Genomic DNA, 18,956 nt, shown 5'->3' with positions numbered 1-18,956 from the left:
AAACTGCAAGTTTGGCACTCCGGAGGGACTGACACTTTCTTAATATCTGATATGTAACCGCAGGTAATGATTTTAAATAAAATTAAAAGAACAGTTAAGGATAAAATATGACTGACACTCAGAATGACGCAATTATAAATCCTGTAAAGGGAAAGAAGGCTCCGAATCTGGGACCTGTTGCTGTAATGGTAAGCAGTGAGACAGACCTTCGTTTTATTTCCGGCCTGATGAATCTGGAAGGAAATAATTTCACCAATCTTGCCATGAGCAAACTCTATACCGGTGATGATGACCTGGGGAATTTTTCCGCTGTGGGTCCGCTGGTCGGCGCGCCTTACGCGGCCATACTGCTTGAACCGCTGATTGCCTGGGGCGCGCAGAAAATTATATTTTTCGGATGGTGCGGGGCCATTTCCCATGATATTAAAATCGGAGATATCATTATTCCCTCAGGCGCGGTAATTGATGAGGGCACTTCAAAACATTATAATGCCGATGAAAGTGAAATTGCAAAGCCTTCCCCTCATATTGTTGAAAAAACAAAAGACGCTTTGAGAAAAAGGGATATCACGTTTCGCGAGGGAGTGATCTGGTCCACAGATGCCATCTACAGGGAAACCCGTGAAAAAGTCGAAGATTTTCAGACCAAAAATGTTTTGGCTGTTGACATGGAATTGTCCGCGCTTTTTACTGTGGGCAAATTCCGTAATGTCGAAGTGGGGGCGGTCCTTGTGGTTTCTGACGAACTTTCAACATTCAAATGGAACCCCGGATTTAAGAACGAACGCTTCAAACAAAGCCGTGTGGCTGTAACCGAGGTGATACACAGTTTATGTCAAGCAATATAGAACCGGCAGTAACTGAAAAAATTGAAAACCTGAGAAACGCGCTCCACAGGCATAATTACCAGTATTATGTCCTGGACGATCCTGAAATATCGGACGCGGAATATGACCGAATGATGCAGGAACTCATCGCGTTGGAAAGCGCACATCCGGAACTTGCCAGCCCGGACTCTCCTTCTTCAAGAGTGGGGGGAATCCCTCTTGACAAATTTGAATCTGTCGCACATTCTGTTCCCATGCTGAGTCTGGATAACGGCTTTAATGATTCGGATATCCTTGAATTTGACAAGCGTGTCAGAAAGAATCTGGGGCTTCCCCCTCGTTCTCAGGCAACACTCCGGGAACAGAAGGGAAACGTTGCAGATGAACTCCTTTATACCGCAGAACCCAAAATGGACGGGGTGGCGGTGGAGCTTGTCTATGAAAATGGCAGACTGGTCATGGCTTCCACACGGGGGGACGGGGTAAGAGGTGAGGTCATCACATCCAATGTGAAAACCATCCCCTCGGTTCCGCTTTTGCTGAATCAGGAAAACGGCCGGAAGATTCCCTCCCGAGTCGAAGTGAGGGGAGAGATTTTTATGAAAGCAGACCGGTTCAGAAAATTAAACGAAGAACGGCTGCGTATGAATCTGTCTCCGTTTGCCAATCCGAGAAATGCCGCGGCCGGATCACTCAGGCAGCTTGACCCCCGGATAACTGCAAAACGGCCTTTGGAAATTTTTTTATACGGAATAGGACGTATTACTGATCTTGAGTTTGAATCCCACTGGGACAGCCTGCAAGCTCTAAAGGGTCTGGGATTCAGAATTAATCCGCTGATCAGGCCCGGGATCACGATTCAGGACACCCTTGACTATTATAAGGAACTCAGTGAAAAACGGCATAATCTGCCATATGATATTGACGGCATGGTCATAAAAGTGGATAATCTTTTATTTCAGAGCCAGCTGGGAGCGACTTCCAAAAGCCCGCGCTGGGCCATCGCGTATAAGTTCAAGGCAGTGCAGGAAACCACCCGGATTATGAGCATAGATGTTCAGGTGGGGCGTACCGGTGCGCTCACGCCTGTTGCCCGGCTTGAACCGGTCAATGTGGGCGGGGTGATGGTGAGCAATGCCACGCTTCATAACGAAGATGAGATCAGACGAAAAGATATCAGAGTCGGGGATACGGTTCTGGTTCAGCGGGCCGGGGATGTGATTCCCGAAGTGGTGAAAGTGATCGGATCAAAGCGGACAGGAGCGGAACAGATCTTTAATATGCCGCAAACCTGTCCGGTATGCGGGGCTGAAGTTGTTGACCGGGACGAGGCGGTTTCAAGATGCAATAACATGAACTGTCCCGCTCAGATAAAAGCGCGTATCAGGCATTTTGCATCCAAACGGGCGTTTGACATAGAGGGGCTGGGTGACAAACTTGTGGAACAGCTGGTCTCCAGGGGACTGATATCTTCTTATGCGGATATTTTTAATCTGGATAAGGAGAATTTGCAGCGTCTGGAACGCATGGGACCGAAATCGGCTGCAAATCTTATCAATGCTGTTGAAGCAAGTAAGAAAATCACCTTTGACCGTTTTCTTTATGCCCTGGGTATCCGGCATGTGGGAGAAAATGTGGCGGGCATTCTTGCGGATAAATTTGAAAGTGCGGATAAGCTTTGTTCCGCGTCTCTTAATGAACTGACAGCGGCCGAGGGCATCGGTCCTGAGATTGCCCAAAGTGTCAGACATTTTTTTGAACAGGATGAAAATCGAAAAACAGTGGCGCGTATCCTGGACAGCGGGGTGGAAATTCTTTTTGAAGCAAAACCGGAAAACAGACCATTGGAAGGAAAATTGTTTGTGCTGACCGGCTCCCTTGAAGGCATGACAAGAAGCGAAGCGCAGAAAATGATTGAGGCGGCAGGTGGTAAAATGACCAATTCCGTAAGTCGAAACACAGATTATCTTGTTCTCGGCAAATCCCCGGGATCCAAACTCGCCCGGGCCAAAAAACTGGGCATTGAAATTATCCGAGAATCAGACTTAGATAAATTGATTAAAATTTAAATATTGATGATTGATCATCTTCAATTTTCAATTATCAGGAGGTGAAAAAATGGCAGAGGCAAGAGCACGTGTCGTGATCAGCGGCAATGTTCAGGGAGTTTTTTTCAGATCGGAAACCCAGCGGGCGTCAGAAGACTACGACATTTCCGGATGGGTGAAAAACAAGAAAAACGGAACAGTTGAAGCTGTATTTGAAGGAGAGGAAGACGATATCAACGCGATGATCGAGTGGTGCTGGGAAGGTTCGCCATACTCAAAAGTTAAGAATGTGGAGGTCTCTTGGGAAGATTACACTGGTGAGTTCATAGGATTTGAAATCACTTACTAACAGTGTTTCAGGAATTGGGAATTGAGAATCAGTTCCTCACTTCCTCAATTCCCCAATTCCTTAACTCTCCAAATTTAGACAGCATCTCTGAGGTGCTTGCCAGGTCTGAATTTTACCACATTACATGCTTTAATTTTAATAGGATCTCCTGTCTGAGGGTTACGTCCTTTCCGCGCTTTGCGGCGGGTTTTTGAGAATGTGCCAAATCCCACCAATGTAACCTTGCCTTCCTTTTTCTTCAATGTTTCGATTACGTTATCCGTAAAGGATTTGAGTGCGGCAGCCGCCTGAACTTTGGTAATGCCAGCATCCTGAGCCATGTTATCTACCAATTCTGCTTTTGTCATTGTTCTTTACCCCCTTTGTTTTTCAGATTAATGTGGTTTGTTGTTTTTCAGATTAATGTAGTTTGTTGTTTTTCTCCTCGTCAATATAGTAGCTTATTTTTAATGTCAACATAATTCCGCACCCAGTAACACTTTTTTTAAAATTATTTTATTCTAGCCTGCTTCAGACGCGTATCTCTGAATGACAAATTCTTAAAATCCCCTATTATCAAAGTACGGGAAGATATGTTGTGTCTTATTTTTCTGCTCCCTGAAACTGAGTTCATACCTTTATTTCATAAAGACTATGGACATCCGTCTAAAGAGTATTATATTTGTAATTTCAATAACTATCAGCAGCTCGAAACATTGCGGTGCGAGGAAAACCCCTGGTTTTTTTCCCGGATGAGGCGTTTTTCATCGCCGGAAAAACCCGGGTTTCTTTGGCGCTCATCTTTTTTATTTTCATCATGTTTCGGTCTGTCTGACTATCTGACACGGAGCTATGGTGTTTTGAAATCAAAACTGACGCATTCAAATTTGAAAAATATAAGACATCTCCTCATTCGTTCCACGAACTGGATCGGTGACGCCATAATGACCACCCCCGCGGTCCGGGCGATTCGGAAAAATTTTCCCGGGGCTGAAATCAGCATTCTGGCAAAATCCTGGGTTGCCCCTGTTTTTAAAAACAGCCCTCATGCGGACCGTGTGCTGATTTATGACGAAGGAGGAAGACACTGTTCATTAACCGGAAAGCTGCGTCTTGCAACAGATCTGAAACGCTGTCGTTTTGACGCTGTGATTCTTTTACAGAATGCTTTTGAAGCCGCACTGATAACGTTCCTCGCAGGAATTCCTGTCAGAATCGGGTTTGACTCGGACGCGAGAAAGCTTCTTCTGACCCATGCTGTCCGGCGCATACCGGAGATAAGGAAAATTCATCAGACAGGGTATTATCTGGAAATTCTCCGGGGAGCGGGGCTGATGACGGATGGTCAGGACCTTCATCTTACGGTGAGTCATGAAGATCAGAACCGCGCCCGGGAGATTCTGGTTTCATATGGCATATCTCAAAAAGACGGTCTGCTGGTGGGAATCAATCCCGGAGCCACGTTCGGAACTGCCAAACGCTGGTTCCCTGAACGTTACGCTGCTTTGTGTAAAAGGCTGCAAAAGACCGTGGCTTCGGATATTCTTATTTTCGGAGGCCCGGGTGAAGAGGCTCTGGGACAACAAATCTGTGAGGAAGCAGGGAAGCGTTGTGTGAATCTTTGCGGCAGGACCACCCTTTGTGAAGCCATGGCCTTAATTGAAAGATGTCAGCTTTTTGTTACCAATGATTCCGGTTTAATGCACATTGCCGCAGCCCTTGATATTCCCCAGATTGCTATATTCGGTTCCACGGACCATGTGACAACCGCTCCAGTGAGTTCAATGAGCCGCATCGTGAGAGTTCCGACATCATGCAGCCCGTGCCTCAGGCCGGAGTGTCCGGAAAAACATCATCGCTGTATGAATGAGATTACTGTTGATATGGTTGAATCTGCTGTGTATGATCATTTGTCATGTGTCAGACAGCAATGTTTAACAGATGAAAAATTTCCATGTATTCTTATTTCCACTCTTCGTGTCCGAGACAGCAGACAGATTCAGGGCGCGAAGCGTCCGCTCTGCATTCCCACGCAAAGCGTGGGAACGAGATTAATGAGATTAACGAAATTAAGCGCAGAAAAGAGATGAATGAGATGAATGAGATTGAACGGAACCAGTGCCAATGAATATTCTTATCGTAAAATTAAGTGCTATCGGGGATGTAATTCATACCCTTCCTGTTTTGAATGCCATCCGAAAACAGTATCCGAATGCCCACATTACCTGGCTGGCAGAAGAGGCAGCCTGTTCGCTTGTTGAGGGCCACAGCGCGTTGGATCGGGTTCTGGTTTCCAAACGAAAGCGATGGATAAAGGACATTTCAGGTCCCTTATGGCTGAAAAGTATAAAAGAGGCATACCTATTTATAAAGGAAGTGAGGAATACCCGATATGACCTGATAATTGATTTTCAGCAATTGCTGAAAAGCGGCGTTCTGGTCGGATTATCCCGAGGATATCGTAAAATAGGATATGACAGAGGAATGGAACACATGGAACACAGCTATGTGTTTCTGAATGAGCGTGTTCCGCCTGTTGATATGAATATCCATGCGATAATGAGACAGATGATGCTTCTTAATGTTCTGGGAATTCATGAAAAGGAGATCACATACAAGCTCCCGGTTCAGGAGCAGAATCGTCAGACAGCGAATGAACTGTTGCGGAAGCATGGTGTCAAAGAATCCGGACTGCTTGTGGCTATCAATCCGGTGGCAAAATGGAAAACAAAGCTTTGGTCTGATATGAAATTTTCCATGCTGGCTGACAGGCTGATCCGGCAATATGGTGTCCAACTGGTTTTTACCGGGGGGCCGGAAGATCAGCAGACAATTCAGAATATTATTTCCGGGATGAGGGAGAATGCCGCAAATCTCGCAGGTAAAACAAGCCTGAAAACTTTGGCCGCAATTTACGAAAAGATTGCATTTCTCGTTTCAACAGACACGGGGCCTATGCATCTGGGCGCGGCAGTGGGAAAACCGGTTGTGGCGATTTTCGGGCCCACAGCGCCGTGGAGAACGGGTCCGTTTGGCCCGGGTCATCAGGTCATAAGGGCCGGACTGAAATGCAGTCCGTGTTTTAAACGCCAGTGCAACACAATGAAATGTATGGAACAAATCAGTGTACAGGATGTTTTGGACGGCGTCAGAAGGGTTTTTGAAAGGTGAATGAAAATAGAAAAACAGGCGCAAAAATAAAATTTTTGCACTCCGGAACTGTTTTTCGGAGAATTCTCCATAAAAAAGTTTTCCTCATCAGCGAATGAAGCGACTTCGGAAGCATTTCCGCCTGAAAAATTTTGAAGAGAGTCATCGCCATCATCTTACACTTAATCCAAAATTCGTTGGCTCTGAGACTCTGAAACGGCAGCCTTTCCAGATGCCGGTGATTCTTCAGTTCTCTGAATCCGGCTCCGATGCACTGCCCTGCGGTAAAACCTGTAAAGCTTTCGTGCGGAAAGTTCCAGGTCGGAGACAATTCCGTAATAATAAGTACCCGGACATCAATATCGTTCGGCATGATTTTTGCATAGCCGGACGGAAATGCCCGGCATTTCCGCATTTTGGAGAAATTGTTTCCGAAAAACGCCCGGCGGACATTTCGGGATTTCAGTTTCCCGGATATATGAATTCAGTTAGTTACAAATGTATGCAAAAATCGTGCCGAACGGTATTGCCCGGACATATATTTTCGGGTAGAATTTTCGTAAAATTCCCTGAATCCGCTTGAATAAGATTCAAATAAAAATACCGGAAAATTTTTGTCCGGGTACTTAACAACCGAAAACCAGGAAAAAGCGGCCTCACGGGAAAAACAGCCGCGGAATTCCGACATGACGGATTCAATAATACTGATCATAATAAAGACTCCTTTTATAACTGAATTTATTTTGCCATTATGATCACATCGTATAACATAGTTTTACAAAAAAAATTCACCGATTTTTTTTAAATTACTCAATTTACTAGGCAGAACTTTCTACTGTCCAGTCAGATACAAAAATTGCTTATCATCAAGTAGAATATTCCTACCTTGTGAATACCATGCTCCCCCCATTGACTCATTTTCCTCTTTTATGAGATAAGGTAATTAACATCAGATGCACTTGGGGTTATCAAAAAGATTAATATTTTCTGAATTCATAAAAATGAGGAGAATTATGAACAATAGCTACACATTAAAAGAACTGAGCAAAGACTTGGATATTGATGTTAAGGTTTTAAGAGAATATATTAAAAAAGGTCATTTGCGTGCATCAAAAGTCGGTCGCACATACCTGGTATCATCTGTGGATTTAAAAGCATTTCTGGACACAGACATTGCTTTTTCCAAACGCGGCCCTGAACCAGATGAAATTCCCATGAGAAATTATATTTGCCAACATTACGATTATTGCCTTGACAAAGCGGCCAAGGCAAACAAAATTTTTGGCTGTGAAAACTGCCGCAGATTCATCCGGGCTAAAAAACAGCAACTTTCAATAGCAGAGCTGAACGGGATGATCTCCCTGTGGGGTTCTGTATTTGGTTCGACAGCTTCTGTTTCATGATATGAATTTTATTCTCAGGTTCTCAAAAATTCAATGCTGGTTTTTCAGACCCTGGTCCGTGAGAATATGTACAGTTTCCCGTGTAATCTTTTAGGGTTTCTTAAATATCGCTCTTTTCCCAGAGGAAGAAAACTTTCTTTCCCAAGTTCCGGCTTTGTGCGCTATGTCCGTATGGAAAGACAGGGATGGGAATGAGCATATGCTCAGAATCCATATCGCAACCCGGTATAAACATTTGAATTTTTTTCAAACTGGGCGAAAAAGGTGTGATCCTCAGTGCCGGTGAACACATTTCCTCCGATGATGGCGGTCCAGTGGTCATCTATTTTATATTGCGCGCTGGGCCGGATATAAGCGTCAGAATCCGTAGGGCTGTAATATGTGAAAAGCGATAATGTCAGATTCTGGTTCATAAACTGTTTGGTGAGACGCAACGTGATTACATGACGATCTTCATCTGCTGCCTTTGCACCCGGGGGCAAATTTCGTTCGTATTCGTCATAATCCATGATATGTTCAACATAATACTGCATACCGACTTTGAAGTCACGGGCGATTTCAGGCAGGTCCCGTTCATATCCTGCAAGAATGCGGAACTGGCTGTTGTCTGTGAGCATGTTATCGCCATCTTTGTCATCCCGGGAATCATAATAACCGAGTTCCAGGTTGGCAATGCCTGAGGCAATCTGCGCTCGTGTGCTTGCGCCGTAAACATTCAGCTTGGTAAACAATGCCTTTCCCGTGTCCGGGTCCATGCCTGAGGGACCTTTCCAAAAGCCCTGGTAAACATACGCTGCAAGTTCCACTCCCCCGAGCATTTTATACACTCTGGCCGCCCATTCATCATCCTCAAACCATTCATCAGGTTTGTCTGTTTCAGAAACAGCGTCCTCACCCGCACGCCGTCCCAGAGATCTGTTATAATAAGAAAGACGTTTTCCGCAAGGGGAACGGTCAGAATCAAACCGGGGTGTATAGATAATATCCACGTTTGCCACATCACTGAACAGACTCATCTTAAACGCATCAGAAGGGGCTTTGAGATATTCATCATCCCGGCCAATGAAAAAAGACTGCCAGTCCTTTGGAAACATATCATTGATAAAGAGCATATCGCCGGTTCCCCAGGTAAGAATCTGGCGACCGATTTTAATATCTGCAAAGTCAAGGGGCGATAAACTGAGGCTTGCTTCCCGAAGATCAACAATTCCCCTGCCTTCTTCAAGGTCCGTGTCATAATCATCCATAACAGGATCATAAAGAAAATCAGGACGAATTCGCAATGTCATGTCCTGCCATCGGGTTTCAAATTCCAGTTGGAAACGAGTTTCTCCGAGAGAAGCGTCTTTTTCATAGGGATCGGATTGTGTGCGAAGGCCGCCCCGCACTTCCCAAAAGCCTGTGATGCTGTACCATTTCAGATGGTCTGCGTCCGTGGAATCAGGTTTGCCTGTAGCAGCATCATCCTCGAGACCCGAAGGCAGGGACGGACCTGAATCATCACCCAAGCCTCCGGGCAGAGAAGGTCCTTCATTATCTCCCAGTCCCGAGGGAAGCATAGGGCCTCCGCTATCATCCGGACCGCTCGGCAGGGACGGCTCTCCGGTATCATCCAAACCAGATGGCAACGAGGGGACATCCTGACCCAATACTGCTGTGGCAAGCAATAAAATAAAACTAAGCACCAGAAAATAAAATTTTTTCATCTCATAAAATCCATATCTGAAAGAGTGCGAAAATTCTGTTTTCGCAAATCTATGCATATTCAAAGGAGTGCGAAAATTCTATTTTCGCAAGTCTCTGCCAGTGTCACGCAATACGAAAATACAATTTTCGCACTCCTCGGTCTGAACGGCCGCGTAATTAACGCCTAACGCAAAAATTTATATGGCGGTCGTTTTAAATAACGCTCGGAAAAAATATTTTCCTCCACACCTGTATCATATTTCACATCAGAATAATCAATGACCGTGTGGCCCTTTGTCCGCAGATCAGTCATCTTGGATTTGGTAATGGTGGGATAGCCCTGAATCTCCTTATAAGACTCGGCCTTATATTGCCGGAACTCTTTGTCCTGTGCATCATAATAGCTTGTCTGGATCACCACAAAGCTTTTCCGATGAATCCAGCTTTTAAAATATGCAAATTCAACACTTCCCGCGTCTTTGGGCGTACTTTTGATGATATAAAAGTCTTTCGTGGTTTCCAGTAATTCATGGGTATCTGCTTTGATATTTCTTCCTGAAACATCTTCATAGTAAAAATGAGACCCCACAAAACTGGTGCGTTTGTCCGCGGAAGAAATTCGCTTGACAAGATTCAGGGCAGGCAGAAACAGCCACCGGTCATCATCTTTTTGGAGATATTTATGAACAAGAAACGCCATCTTGTTCACGTCAGCCGGGCGATGAAAAAAGACATAAAATTTCTGATCCTCACAAAACGTTTCATCCTGTCCGGGTTTGTCCCATCTGAGAATTGTAAATTCCCTGTTTCTTTCCTGACCTTTGGCGTCTGCAATGGTCATTTTCACCTGGGCCCTGCCGTCTTTTCCCTGATAATAGGATACCAGATTGGCTTTGTTGATAATCTCATCAACAGTAAGTTCTGTGTTTTCGGCAAAAGCCATACCCGCGAATAGCAACATCGCCATTACAATAAATACTGTGTTTTTCACTTTTTTTCTCCTTGGCTTCAGCAGCTTAAAAAAAAGCCTTTCATCCGGAAAGGAATTTTAAGCAATATTCTGTGTTTCTTCGATAAGATTTCGAAGCATCTCTTCTTCATCCTTCGCCACTTTGCCGCCCATGACCCGGGCAACGGTGCCGCCGAATATTTTGGATATAATCCCTGTATTTATTTTGGAAATTTCCACGTCGCCGTCATCTGTTTCATAAACCGCGATGGTGCATGGCATGAGACAAGCCATGGGACGGTTGTCTCTCAGCACTTCAGCAGCGTATTCAGCCTTGCACAATTTGAGCAAATGAACCTGGGGCGCAAGATGAACGCCTTTTTTCTCCAAGTTCTCATTCAACAGTCCGGATTCGACAAGCGTCCAGTTCTGTTTTTCAATGGCCTCTTCCACTCTCTCAACTGTTTCGTCAAATTCAAAACGGCTGGAATGGACCACCAGCATCTTTGACCGCATTGCAATAATCTCAAAAATAACGGTCAGAACAATGCCGATCAGCACACCGATAATTATCGGTCCTGTCATAATTTTTTTCCTCCTTTTAACTTTTTAAAAAATTATTTTGTTTTTCCAATGGTTCGGACATATTTTATAATATATTGTTTTTCGCGGATGTGTGACACTGATGGTCTGTGTGATTTATAAAAAGCGTGCGCTGCCCCTTGCTTATATCGTGATCAGCGGTAAAAAAGGACATTTCCCGGAGGAAAGCCATATTGATCTGCTTGAGGAAGTTCGAAATATAATACCGGAATCCGCAAAACGTGTTATTTTCCTCGGAGACGGGGAGTTCGACGGAACTGATCTTCAGAAAACCCTGAACGGCCGGGGGTGGCTGTATGTGTGCCGAACCGCAAAAAATATCAGAATCTTCTTTGACGAGAATGATGACAAAGGATTCGAGGTCGCCATAATCGGGAGTTTTGTTTCTGAAGGACATTATCGCTCCGTAAAAAATGTTCTGTCCACAAATAAAAAATACGGACCAGTGACCGTGGTTTTCCTGCGGGCGGAAAAAAACGAGGAACCGATATATCTGGTCACAAATATGAAATCGGGCGCAAAAGCCTGTGATTATTATTCCGGACGATTCCGTATCGAAAGATTCTTTTCCGACCAGAAAAGCCGGGGGTCTGATATTCATAAAAGCCATATCTCGGATCCTGACCGGCCGCGCCGACTTATGATCGGAGCCTGCCTGGCCTATATTTGGATTGTTTTTCCGGGCACACTGGCCGTGAAACAGGGATGGGGCAAAATTATTCATCGTACGGACCAGTGTGATCTGAGTCTGTTTCAGCTTGGTCTGAAGCTGCCGGATTACTTTTTAAATCACGACATACTTATCCCTGTGGCCTTTCAAATGTTTAATCCGACTGACTAGTTATCAACTATAAATAAAATCTGATTTCATATTATTTATATTTTCATATTCAAATACTTATAAAAAGTGTACGGTAGTGAATCTGCTGCTTCTGATTTTACTTCCTGGCTTTTCTCAATACGACTTTAAAATAAGTGATCCCGTCAATGAATTCCGGTTCCGGATTGCCGTTTTCCTGCATGGTCTGCACGATCTTCTGGATGCCTCTTCCCAGTCTTTCCACATAGCGAAAATCATAAAAATACTGCACAAGCAAAGGATTGCGCTGGTAAACCATTCCCATCTTAATCTTACTGATACTCTGGGTGTTGGGGAGCCCCCCCGGGCTGGTAATTTCCATGCGATTCTCAAACAATTCGATCATGATGCCGGAACCTTTTATGGTATAATCACGATGGCAGATGGCATTGATCACGGCCTCCCTGACAGCTTCGTCAGGATAATTTTTTTTCTCTTTTCTGATGTCCTGAATATTATCGAAAGCGGCCGCGTTGAACAGTGAAAGATATTTGAACAAAAGCGGCACATCTTCTGTCAGAGGCCCGTCGAAAAAATGATGATCCGCCACTTGGGAAGCTTTGTTCTTTCCTTTGTAAACAGCGACATTTATGCCTGCGGCCGGGATGTATTTCCTCGGATTGTTTCCAAACAGCAATTGTCCCGCGAAGGTGGTTTTTTCGTCCTGAAGTATGGACAGGTTATTTAAAATTATCTGCTGCTCCTGTCCGTAATAATCATCCAGGCGGATAAATCTGTACTCCTTGAAAAAGGAGCGCATCAGGTGATAATTCAATGTCTCGACAGAAGTATTGCTCAGTGGCAATACTTCATAATGCAGTTCAGCAGATTGCTGAAACATCCGCCGCAGCTCGGCCCGTGTGGCTTCACGGCTTACTGTGCCGGAGCGTATATAATAAATATTTCGGGTCTGAGACTTGTAAGCGTAAGGTTTTTCATAGTTATCCGTAATTTTAACCACAAGGAGCGTTTTTTTATCTGTTGAACCACTTTCGACGGCAACCTGGAGAGGCGGTTCAAAGTTATAGCAGATATTTTGCAGGCGTTCTTCGTTATCATCCCGTGTCAGTCCCACAGGCTTTCCCTTATCATCAGCCCCTAAAACCAGTATGCCGCCGCGGAAATTTGCCATTGCCCCCAGTTCTTTAGCCAGGCGTTCATTTCGAACGGAGTCCCGTTTGAACTCGACTGTAGGAGATGCTCCTTTTTTTAGTATTTCTTTTAATTTCAGCATGTGATTCATAAAATTTCCGATCTTACGCAGATTCGGAAAATCCGGCGGGCGTCCTTCAGGATAATTCCTTTACCATCTGTTCTGTCTCGGAAAGCAGATTTTCCCTGAATGCCTTGTCGCGGTTCAGTCCGCTGTACTGGGCAGATTCAATCTTCTCAAGAAGATTTGCCGCGTTTTTTGCAATCTCTTCGGAATAGCCGTTTGTCCGCAGGATTTTCTCGGCTTCCGTGTATGTAAGGGATTCTCCTTTTATCCCGGCCTTTGAAAGAATTACAGAGATGACGGCTTTGTAAAGGCAGGAGAAAAATTCTTCCTCGGATGTTTCAATGGCACACGCATCTTTTAACGCATTTTCCGCTCTCTGGGCCATGATGTGCGCCGGATCATCGCTTTTCTGTGTAAATACAAACGCTGCCCGTACCCCCAGGTAGGAAAGACCGGGAATCATGAGAAAGAGGATAAATCCGGTCAGAGATAAGGATTTCTGGTTTTCCAGGGCATCCAGTCCTTCTTTCAGCGGGAGAATATCTCTGCCTGTAAACTCGACTTTTTTCTTCAGAGATTTTTCCGGCATATCAGGCGCGGAAAAAACCTCCAATGTGTCTTTTTCATCGGACGGACTGACCATAAGCGAAAGGGCTTTGGTGGACCGGGTTTCATATCTGCCTTTGGAAACATCAAAATAGCTGAACTGAATCGGCTCGAATACATAATGTCCCTCTCTGATGGGAACCAGTGCTATGCGAAAGATTTTTTTACCAGTATAACCCGCAGTTCCCAGCTTTACGGTTTCTTCAGGGTTATCCTTATATACTTTAAACGCTTCAGGAACGTTCACTTCCGGTTCCTCAGCATCCATGATATTGCCAGTTCCGTTTATTGTGATGGATAACGTTGTGGAGTCGCCGACTTTGAGAGTATCAGCTTCCAGTTCGGCCTGAATGCCGAATTTACCCACAAGCCCGGAAAATTTTATCTCACCATTATACGCGGGCAGCGGTTTCACGTTCACTTTCAACTGTTCTGTCCTGAGAATCCTGGGATCAAGATCACCGCGCCCGAAAAACGAATCATCCAAAAAAGAATCAAACGCGCTCCGGTGCCGATTTCTTTTAGAACGGACAACATTGCATTCCAACACTGCCGGATCAATTATTTTTTCACCGGGATTCAGGGGAACCAGCACATATCTGAGTTCTGTAATATTATATTGTCTGCCTGAAATTACTGCTGAATATGATCTCTCGCTCTCAATATTTTTTGCAGTAAACCCTGAAAACTCCGGCTTTTGAAAATTCACGCCTCTTGCGACCTGAACCGCGTGATAAAACTTGAATGTGTATATAATTTGCTGGCCTTCGTAGGGCGACGGATTCGAAATCCGGGCGTCAACAAAGACATCACGCTCCTGTGCCTGCCCCCTTTTGGAAACCTGGATGACAATCTCCCGGGTTCTGTGAATCTTTCCATCAGATTCCACTGATAATGGGGGGATGATAAGACGACCCGTTTTCAGAGGGATAAGGGTGTAGTTATAAACAATTTTCCATGAGGTCCGGCCGTTTACTATCTCATAATTGGTTGAGGTGCCTCGGGATATCACCTTAAAATCTCGTATGGCAGAAACGTCCACATCACCTCCGGCCCCTTTGATGGACACGGTGAGATGAACGGATTCACCAGGGGTTGTGTTTGTTCTGTCAACAAAAGCCTGAATATCCGCGGCTCGGACAGGCACGGAACATGCGAGGATAAAACATGCAATGGCAACCATAAGCTGTAAACTGTTTATGGCTTTGTCGCCATATTGTTTTGCTTTCAAGGTCGGTCGTCTCATTTATTACCAATCCTTCTCCACCTGTTTTTTTCGGTAGGACGGAATCATTGCTCTTCCAGGCTGATCTTTCAGCCGATTGAGCATCCGTTCCGCCTGTTTTTTGTCATCCATTTTATCATCCGGGCCTTCGGAATTCTCAGAAGGCGATGCCTGAGCAACACCGGTTTTTTTCTCATCTTCCTTGTTCTCTTCATCCGGGGAACCGGCTTTCTGCTCAGAAGCCTCATTTTGTTTATCATCCATCTCATCGCCATATTTGGGAGCAGGCTCATCTTTCTGAGAATCATTTCCGTCGGAGTCTTTCTTGTCAGATTGCGCATCCTCTGAGCCATCCTCTTTTTTGCCGGATTCATTTTTATCAGACTCATTTTTTTGCACGTCGGATTCTTTTTTTTCTGAATCGCCTTCCTTATTATCTCCGCCCTGCTGCTGTTTCTCCTGCTCTTTTTTCTGTGCTATGACCTGTCTGACAAATTCGATATTCTGCTGTGTCTGTTCATCATTCGGGTCAGATTTGAGAACCTCCTCATAATTTTTTATGGCATCCTCAAATTTTCCCCTTTTATAATTGGAATTGCCAAGATTATACAAGGCTTTTTGTCTGAGTGTCTTATCTTCGGCTTTCAGCGCCTGTTCAAAATTTTTATTGGCTGACTCAAAATCACCGACTTTGTAATAGGCGTTTCCCACATTATATAAAATCCTGGGATTGTCCGGGTCTTCAAGCTGGGCATCAATAAAGAGCTTGAGAGCTTTTTCATAGTCCCCTTTTTCATAAGCCTCAAGACCGTCCTGCATGGGGCCGGCATGAGCTGCGGGATTCAATACAAGCAGAAATAAAACTCCCAGAACAGAGGCCGTTTTTTTTGCTGAGGGTAAAAACAGTTCCGCGATCAGCGCGAGAATTGCCAGACCAAGGAACCACTGATACCGCTCTTCCCAAATCTGCTTTCGTCCGCTTTCAAGGGTTGCGCTTTTCATTTTTCCTCGGATTTCTTTTGTGTAAATGGCATCCAGATCCATATCGCCGGCAACAGAACGCACATAGGTTCCGCGGGTCAGCACCGCCATTTTTTTCAGGGTATCTTCATCCAATTTTGTCAGGATAATTTTACCGGATTTGTCTTTTTGGAATCCGCCCTGTTTAGCCGGAACCGGCACGCCCCCCTCACTTCCCACCCCAATGCAGAAAAGCTTGATATTGGCGTTTCGGGCGTTTTCAGCCGCTTTCAGAGGATCCCCTTCTCCGGTATTTTCTCCGTCAGTAATGAGGATAACTGCTTTCTCGGAATTGGTCTTTTCATCAAACCCGGCAATGGCTGTTGTAACTGCCCCGGTGATATCTGTTCCGCCCACAGGCAGAAAATCAGGTGACAGGGCTTTTAAAAAGAGGTTAAACGCGTCATAATCCAGTGTCAGGGGGCATTGAAGAAATGCTGTTCCCGCAAACGCGACCAGCCCGGCTCTGTCCCCTCTGAGCATGGTCAGCAGATCATAAACCTCCCGTTTGGCCCGGTCCAGGCGTGTCGGTCTGATATCTTCGGCGAGCATACTGCGTGAGCAGTCCAGGGCAATGATGATATCAATTCCTTTTCGCTCAATTTCCTGCCATTTATACCCATACTGAGGCCTGGTCAGGGCAAGGGCAATAAAGAAAAGCGCGGACAGCATCAGTCCTGCTTTTAACCAGCGTCGGCCTGAACTGGCTCCCTGTACAACAGATTTCAGCCCTTTTGCAGAAGAAAAATGAGAAAGGATTTTCCCGCGTTTTTTCATGCCATAGAGACACACCAAGAAAAGCACCGGTATGACCCATATCAGAAACAACATTTCAATTCTGGCAAATTTCATGGTAAATTTTCAGCTTTTCCGTAGTCTTTGATTTGAAAGAGAACACACATCAGATGAAAAATTTACGCACCTCCTCACTCCCACACTTTGCGTGGAATGAGATCACCCAAAATTTTTTCCATCTGCTGATCCCTTATTCTTTACAGATAATATATTTAAAGCATATTATTGCTTATGTCAACTCCATTGGCAAATGTATCCTTCGCTAATATAAAAGATCAGCTTTCAGTGACTGCCGGGTAACATATTTTCACAGTTGCCATCTTCCCATCTGCCGGGCATGACGCGGTTCCCTTCGACAGGCTCAGGGAACGCCGTGTCCTGTGACGGATGAAGACCTCCGAGGTTTTGAAAACCTCGGAGGTCTGATATTCGGATCATCCATCAGAATTCATTTGGTCATGCACTAATTATGCTATACGGAAACAGCACGGCTGAATCGTTCAACACACGGAATTCGGCCTTGTTACGAAACTTCGGTGCGGGTCCGCAACTGAGCAAAAAAATAATGAATCAGCATAGGTGGTCTGAACTGTTTTCTGGCAGGCTGTCCGGATGGGATTTATACTTATTGGAAAGAATCGGCTCTGTTTTCTGGGGAATTTTAAGGACAGGCTTACTGAGCCTGAGGCTGGCTTTTGCATCTTCCAAAAAAATAATTTTATCTGCGGATATTGATGGCGTTTGAAAATATCGGCGTGATTTTTTAATTTCAGGATGGCTTGTTTTGCGTTCGTTTTTTATACCGGCCAGGGTCATCAGCTCCGAGAGAAACACTTTCATGCGCTCTGTCTGAATGTTTATATCTTCAATAACAGACATCGTCTCTTCAACACTTCCCATATTTTCCTGCGTGACCTTGTCAATTTCTCCCATGGCCTGCCCGACCTGGCTGATCCCCATGGCCTGCTCCTGGGATGAGGCTGATATTTCTCCGAGTAATTCCTCCATCTTTTTTGCACTTTTTGCCACATTTTTAAAAGCATTGTCCGCATTGAACACCAGCTCGGAACCGCTCTGTGTCTTCTCAATAGAGGCTTCTATCAGAGCAGAGGTATTTCTGGCAGCCTCACTCGAACGCATCGCCAAATTTCTCACTTCATCGGCAACCACGGCAAAGCCTGCCCCGGCCTCACCGGCACGGGCAGCTTCAACCGCAGCATTCAACGCCAGCAAGTTTGTCTGAAAAGCAATCTCCTCAATGGTTTTTATAATTTTCCGGGTTTCTTCACTTGTCTTGGAAATTTCTTCCATTGAATGAGTCAGTTTTGTCATGGACACGGCGGCATCGGTGACAACATGGGTTGTTTCACCCATCAGATGATTTGCATAATCAACATGTTGTGCATTCTGCCGGATCATGGAAGAAATCTTTTCCAAAGAAGAAGATGTTTCTTCCACAGCAGATGCCTGTTTTGATGCGCCTCCTGTCAGTTGTCGCCCGACAGATGCCATCTGAACAGAAGCAAACCCCACTTCGTTTCCTATTTTGCCGAGTCCTTTGAGGATTTCAGATATAGGTTTTATAAAGAAAATATTCACGATAAACAAAAGAACGATTACAAGACATAAACTTGTCGCCAGGATTTTTATCGTCATAAAAATAATTAAATTCTTTAATGATTCCTTTATAAACCGGGTTGTAAAAAAAACATCGGCGCGCCCGACTGTCTGTCCTTCATAAACAATATCCTCACTTTTAACGACAAAATCACCTGTGATATCTCCTGAAGAGTTGACAATCCTCCAGTTATCATCTCTCTCCTTGGCGATAAAAATTGTTTTATCTTCAGATTCCGTGACCACGACAGCATATATTCTTTTGTTTTTCATTTCGAACTCGATAAGTTTTTGGCCGGCATTCCTATTTACAAACCACACAGAGTGCTGCAATGTGTCTGCCAGACGTTTCGGAATAGGATCCGTGATCTCATAGAAATTAGCTTCCAATCTCTTTTTTTCACGGATATAATCATAAACGCTGAACGCGGTTGCGATAAGTATTGAGATTAAAATCATTATCAAAGAAATTTTACTCATCTTTTGTTTCATAAAATTTTGTTTCATAAAATTTTGTTTCATTATTTTTATCCTCTGTAATTTGTAACTTGAAACTTAAAATCAAAGGCCCTGCAAATTTTTTATGCGCTTCTCTGATTCTTCCGAGTTTCCGGTTTCCAG

At 44.6% G+C, this 18,956-nt stretch carries 16 protein-coding genes; 7 read left to right on the top strand and 9 right to left on the bottom strand.

Annotated elements, in window-relative coordinates; all coding sequences use genetic code 11:
• The first annotated feature begins 107 nt into the window (after positions 1-107).
• Genes dnm_RS16800 through dnm_RS16790 form a run of 3 tightly spaced genes read left to right on the top strand, consistent with a single transcriptional unit; the run spans position 108 to position 3,224 of the window.
• The gene (locus dnm_RS16800; RefSeq protein WP_207678070.1) at positions 108-848 is read left to right on the top strand and encodes a nucleoside phosphorylase; all 741 of its coding nucleotides are present in this window, start codon (positions 108-110) and stop codon (positions 846-848) included.
• Entirely contained in the window at positions 833-2,896 is a 2,064-nt protein-coding gene (gene ligA, locus dnm_RS16795) for an NAD-dependent DNA ligase LigA (protein ID WP_207678069.1), read from the top strand. The genes dnm_RS16800 and ligA overlap by 16 nt, the downstream gene beginning before the upstream one ends.
• A 49-nt stretch (positions 2,897-2,945) precedes the next feature.
• Entirely contained in the window at positions 2,946-3,224 is a 279-nt protein-coding gene (locus dnm_RS16790) for an acylphosphatase (protein ID WP_207678068.1), read from the top strand.
• 74 nt (positions 3,225-3,298) lie between these two features.
• Here the strand turns inward: dnm_RS16790 and dnm_RS16785 are convergent, their stop codons facing one another.
• Positions 3,299-3,571, bottom strand: a complete 273-nt coding sequence (locus tag dnm_RS16785; RefSeq protein ID WP_207678067.1) for an HU family DNA-binding protein — start codon at positions 3,569-3,571, stop codon at positions 3,299-3,301.
• Between the two features lie 492 nt (positions 3,572-4,063).
• Between dnm_RS16785 and waaF (dnm_RS16780) the strand changes: the two genes are divergently transcribed.
• A complete protein-coding gene (waaF, locus tag dnm_RS16780; protein ID WP_246556016.1) occupies positions 4,064-5,293 on the top strand; it encodes a lipopolysaccharide heptosyltransferase II in 1,230 nt (409 codons plus the stop codon).
• Between the two features lie 34 nt (positions 5,294-5,327).
• A complete protein-coding gene (gene waaF / locus dnm_RS16775) occupies positions 5,328-6,374 on the top strand; it encodes a lipopolysaccharide heptosyltransferase II (protein ID WP_207678066.1) in 1,047 nt (348 codons plus the stop codon).
• On the opposite strand, the gene dnm_RS16770 is transcribed toward waaF (dnm_RS16775), so the two are convergent.
• A complete protein-coding gene (locus dnm_RS16770; RefSeq protein WP_207678065.1) occupies positions 6,352-6,768 on the bottom strand; it encodes a hypothetical protein in 417 nt (138 codons plus the stop codon). The two genes, waaF (dnm_RS16775) and dnm_RS16770, sit on opposite strands and share 23 nt — an antisense overlap.
• Positions 6,769-7,366: 598 nt before the next feature.
• On the opposite strand from dnm_RS16770, the gene dnm_RS16765 reads away from it, so the two are divergent.
• Positions 7,367-7,756: a helix-turn-helix domain-containing protein gene (locus dnm_RS16765; protein WP_207678064.1), complete on the top strand. Its 390-nt coding sequence runs from the start codon at positions 7,367-7,369 to the stop codon at positions 7,754-7,756.
• Between the two features lie 203 nt (positions 7,757-7,959).
• Here dnm_RS16765 and dnm_RS16760 read toward each other — a convergent pair whose 3' ends face one another.
• The 3 genes from dnm_RS16760 to dnm_RS16750 form a co-directional block, all read right to left on the bottom strand.
• Entirely contained in the window at positions 7,960-9,462 is a 1,503-nt protein-coding gene (locus dnm_RS16760; protein WP_207678063.1) for a DUF1302 domain-containing protein, read from the bottom strand.
• Positions 9,463-9,626: 164 nt separating this feature from the next.
• Positions 9,627-10,433, bottom strand: a complete 807-nt coding sequence (locus dnm_RS16755; protein WP_246556014.1) for an outer membrane lipoprotein-sorting protein — start codon at positions 10,431-10,433, stop codon at positions 9,627-9,629.
• A 57-nt stretch (positions 10,434-10,490) separates the two neighbouring features.
• Positions 10,491-10,976, bottom strand: coding sequence for a DUF302 domain-containing protein (locus tag dnm_RS16750; RefSeq protein ID WP_207678062.1), 486 nt, complete (start codon positions 10,974-10,976; stop codon positions 10,491-10,493).
• Positions 10,977-11,076: 100 nt separating this feature from the next.
• Here dnm_RS16750 and dnm_RS16745 point away from each other — a divergent pair, with 100 nt between their 5' ends.
• Positions 11,077-11,835: a transposase gene (locus dnm_RS16745; protein ID WP_246556383.1), complete on the top strand. Its 759-nt coding sequence runs from the start codon at positions 11,077-11,079 to the stop codon at positions 11,833-11,835.
• A gap of 97 nt (positions 11,836-11,932) precedes the next feature.
• On the opposite strand, the gene dnm_RS16740 is transcribed toward dnm_RS16745, so the two are convergent.
• The 4 genes from dnm_RS16740 to dnm_RS16725 form a co-directional block, all read right to left on the bottom strand.
• The gene (locus dnm_RS16740; protein WP_207678060.1) at positions 11,933-13,096 is read right to left on the bottom strand and encodes an ATP-binding protein; all 1,164 of its coding nucleotides are present in this window, start codon (positions 13,094-13,096) and stop codon (positions 11,933-11,935) included.
• A gap of 46 nt (positions 13,097-13,142) precedes the next feature.
• Entirely contained in the window at positions 13,143-14,924 is a 1,782-nt protein-coding gene (locus dnm_RS16735; protein WP_207678059.1) for a BatD family protein, read from the bottom strand.
• 3 nt (positions 14,925-14,927) lie between these two features.
• The gene (locus dnm_RS16730) at positions 14,928-16,775 is read right to left on the bottom strand and encodes a VWA domain-containing protein (RefSeq protein ID WP_207678058.1); all 1,848 of its coding nucleotides are present in this window, start codon (positions 16,773-16,775) and stop codon (positions 14,928-14,930) included.
• A 513-nt stretch (positions 16,776-17,288) separates the two neighbouring features.
• Positions 17,289-18,857, bottom strand: coding sequence for a methyl-accepting chemotaxis protein (locus dnm_RS16725; RefSeq protein ID WP_207678057.1), 1,569 nt, complete (start codon positions 18,855-18,857; stop codon positions 17,289-17,291).
• Between the last annotated feature and the right edge of the window lie 99 nt (positions 18,858-18,956).

The sequence above is a fragment of the Desulfonema magnum genome, assembly GCF_017377395.1.
GTDB classification, from domain to species: Bacteria; Desulfobacterota; Desulfobacteria; order Desulfobacterales; family 4be13; genus Desulfonema_C; species Desulfonema_C magnum.
This window is presented reverse-complemented; position numbering and strand designations above follow the sequence as displayed.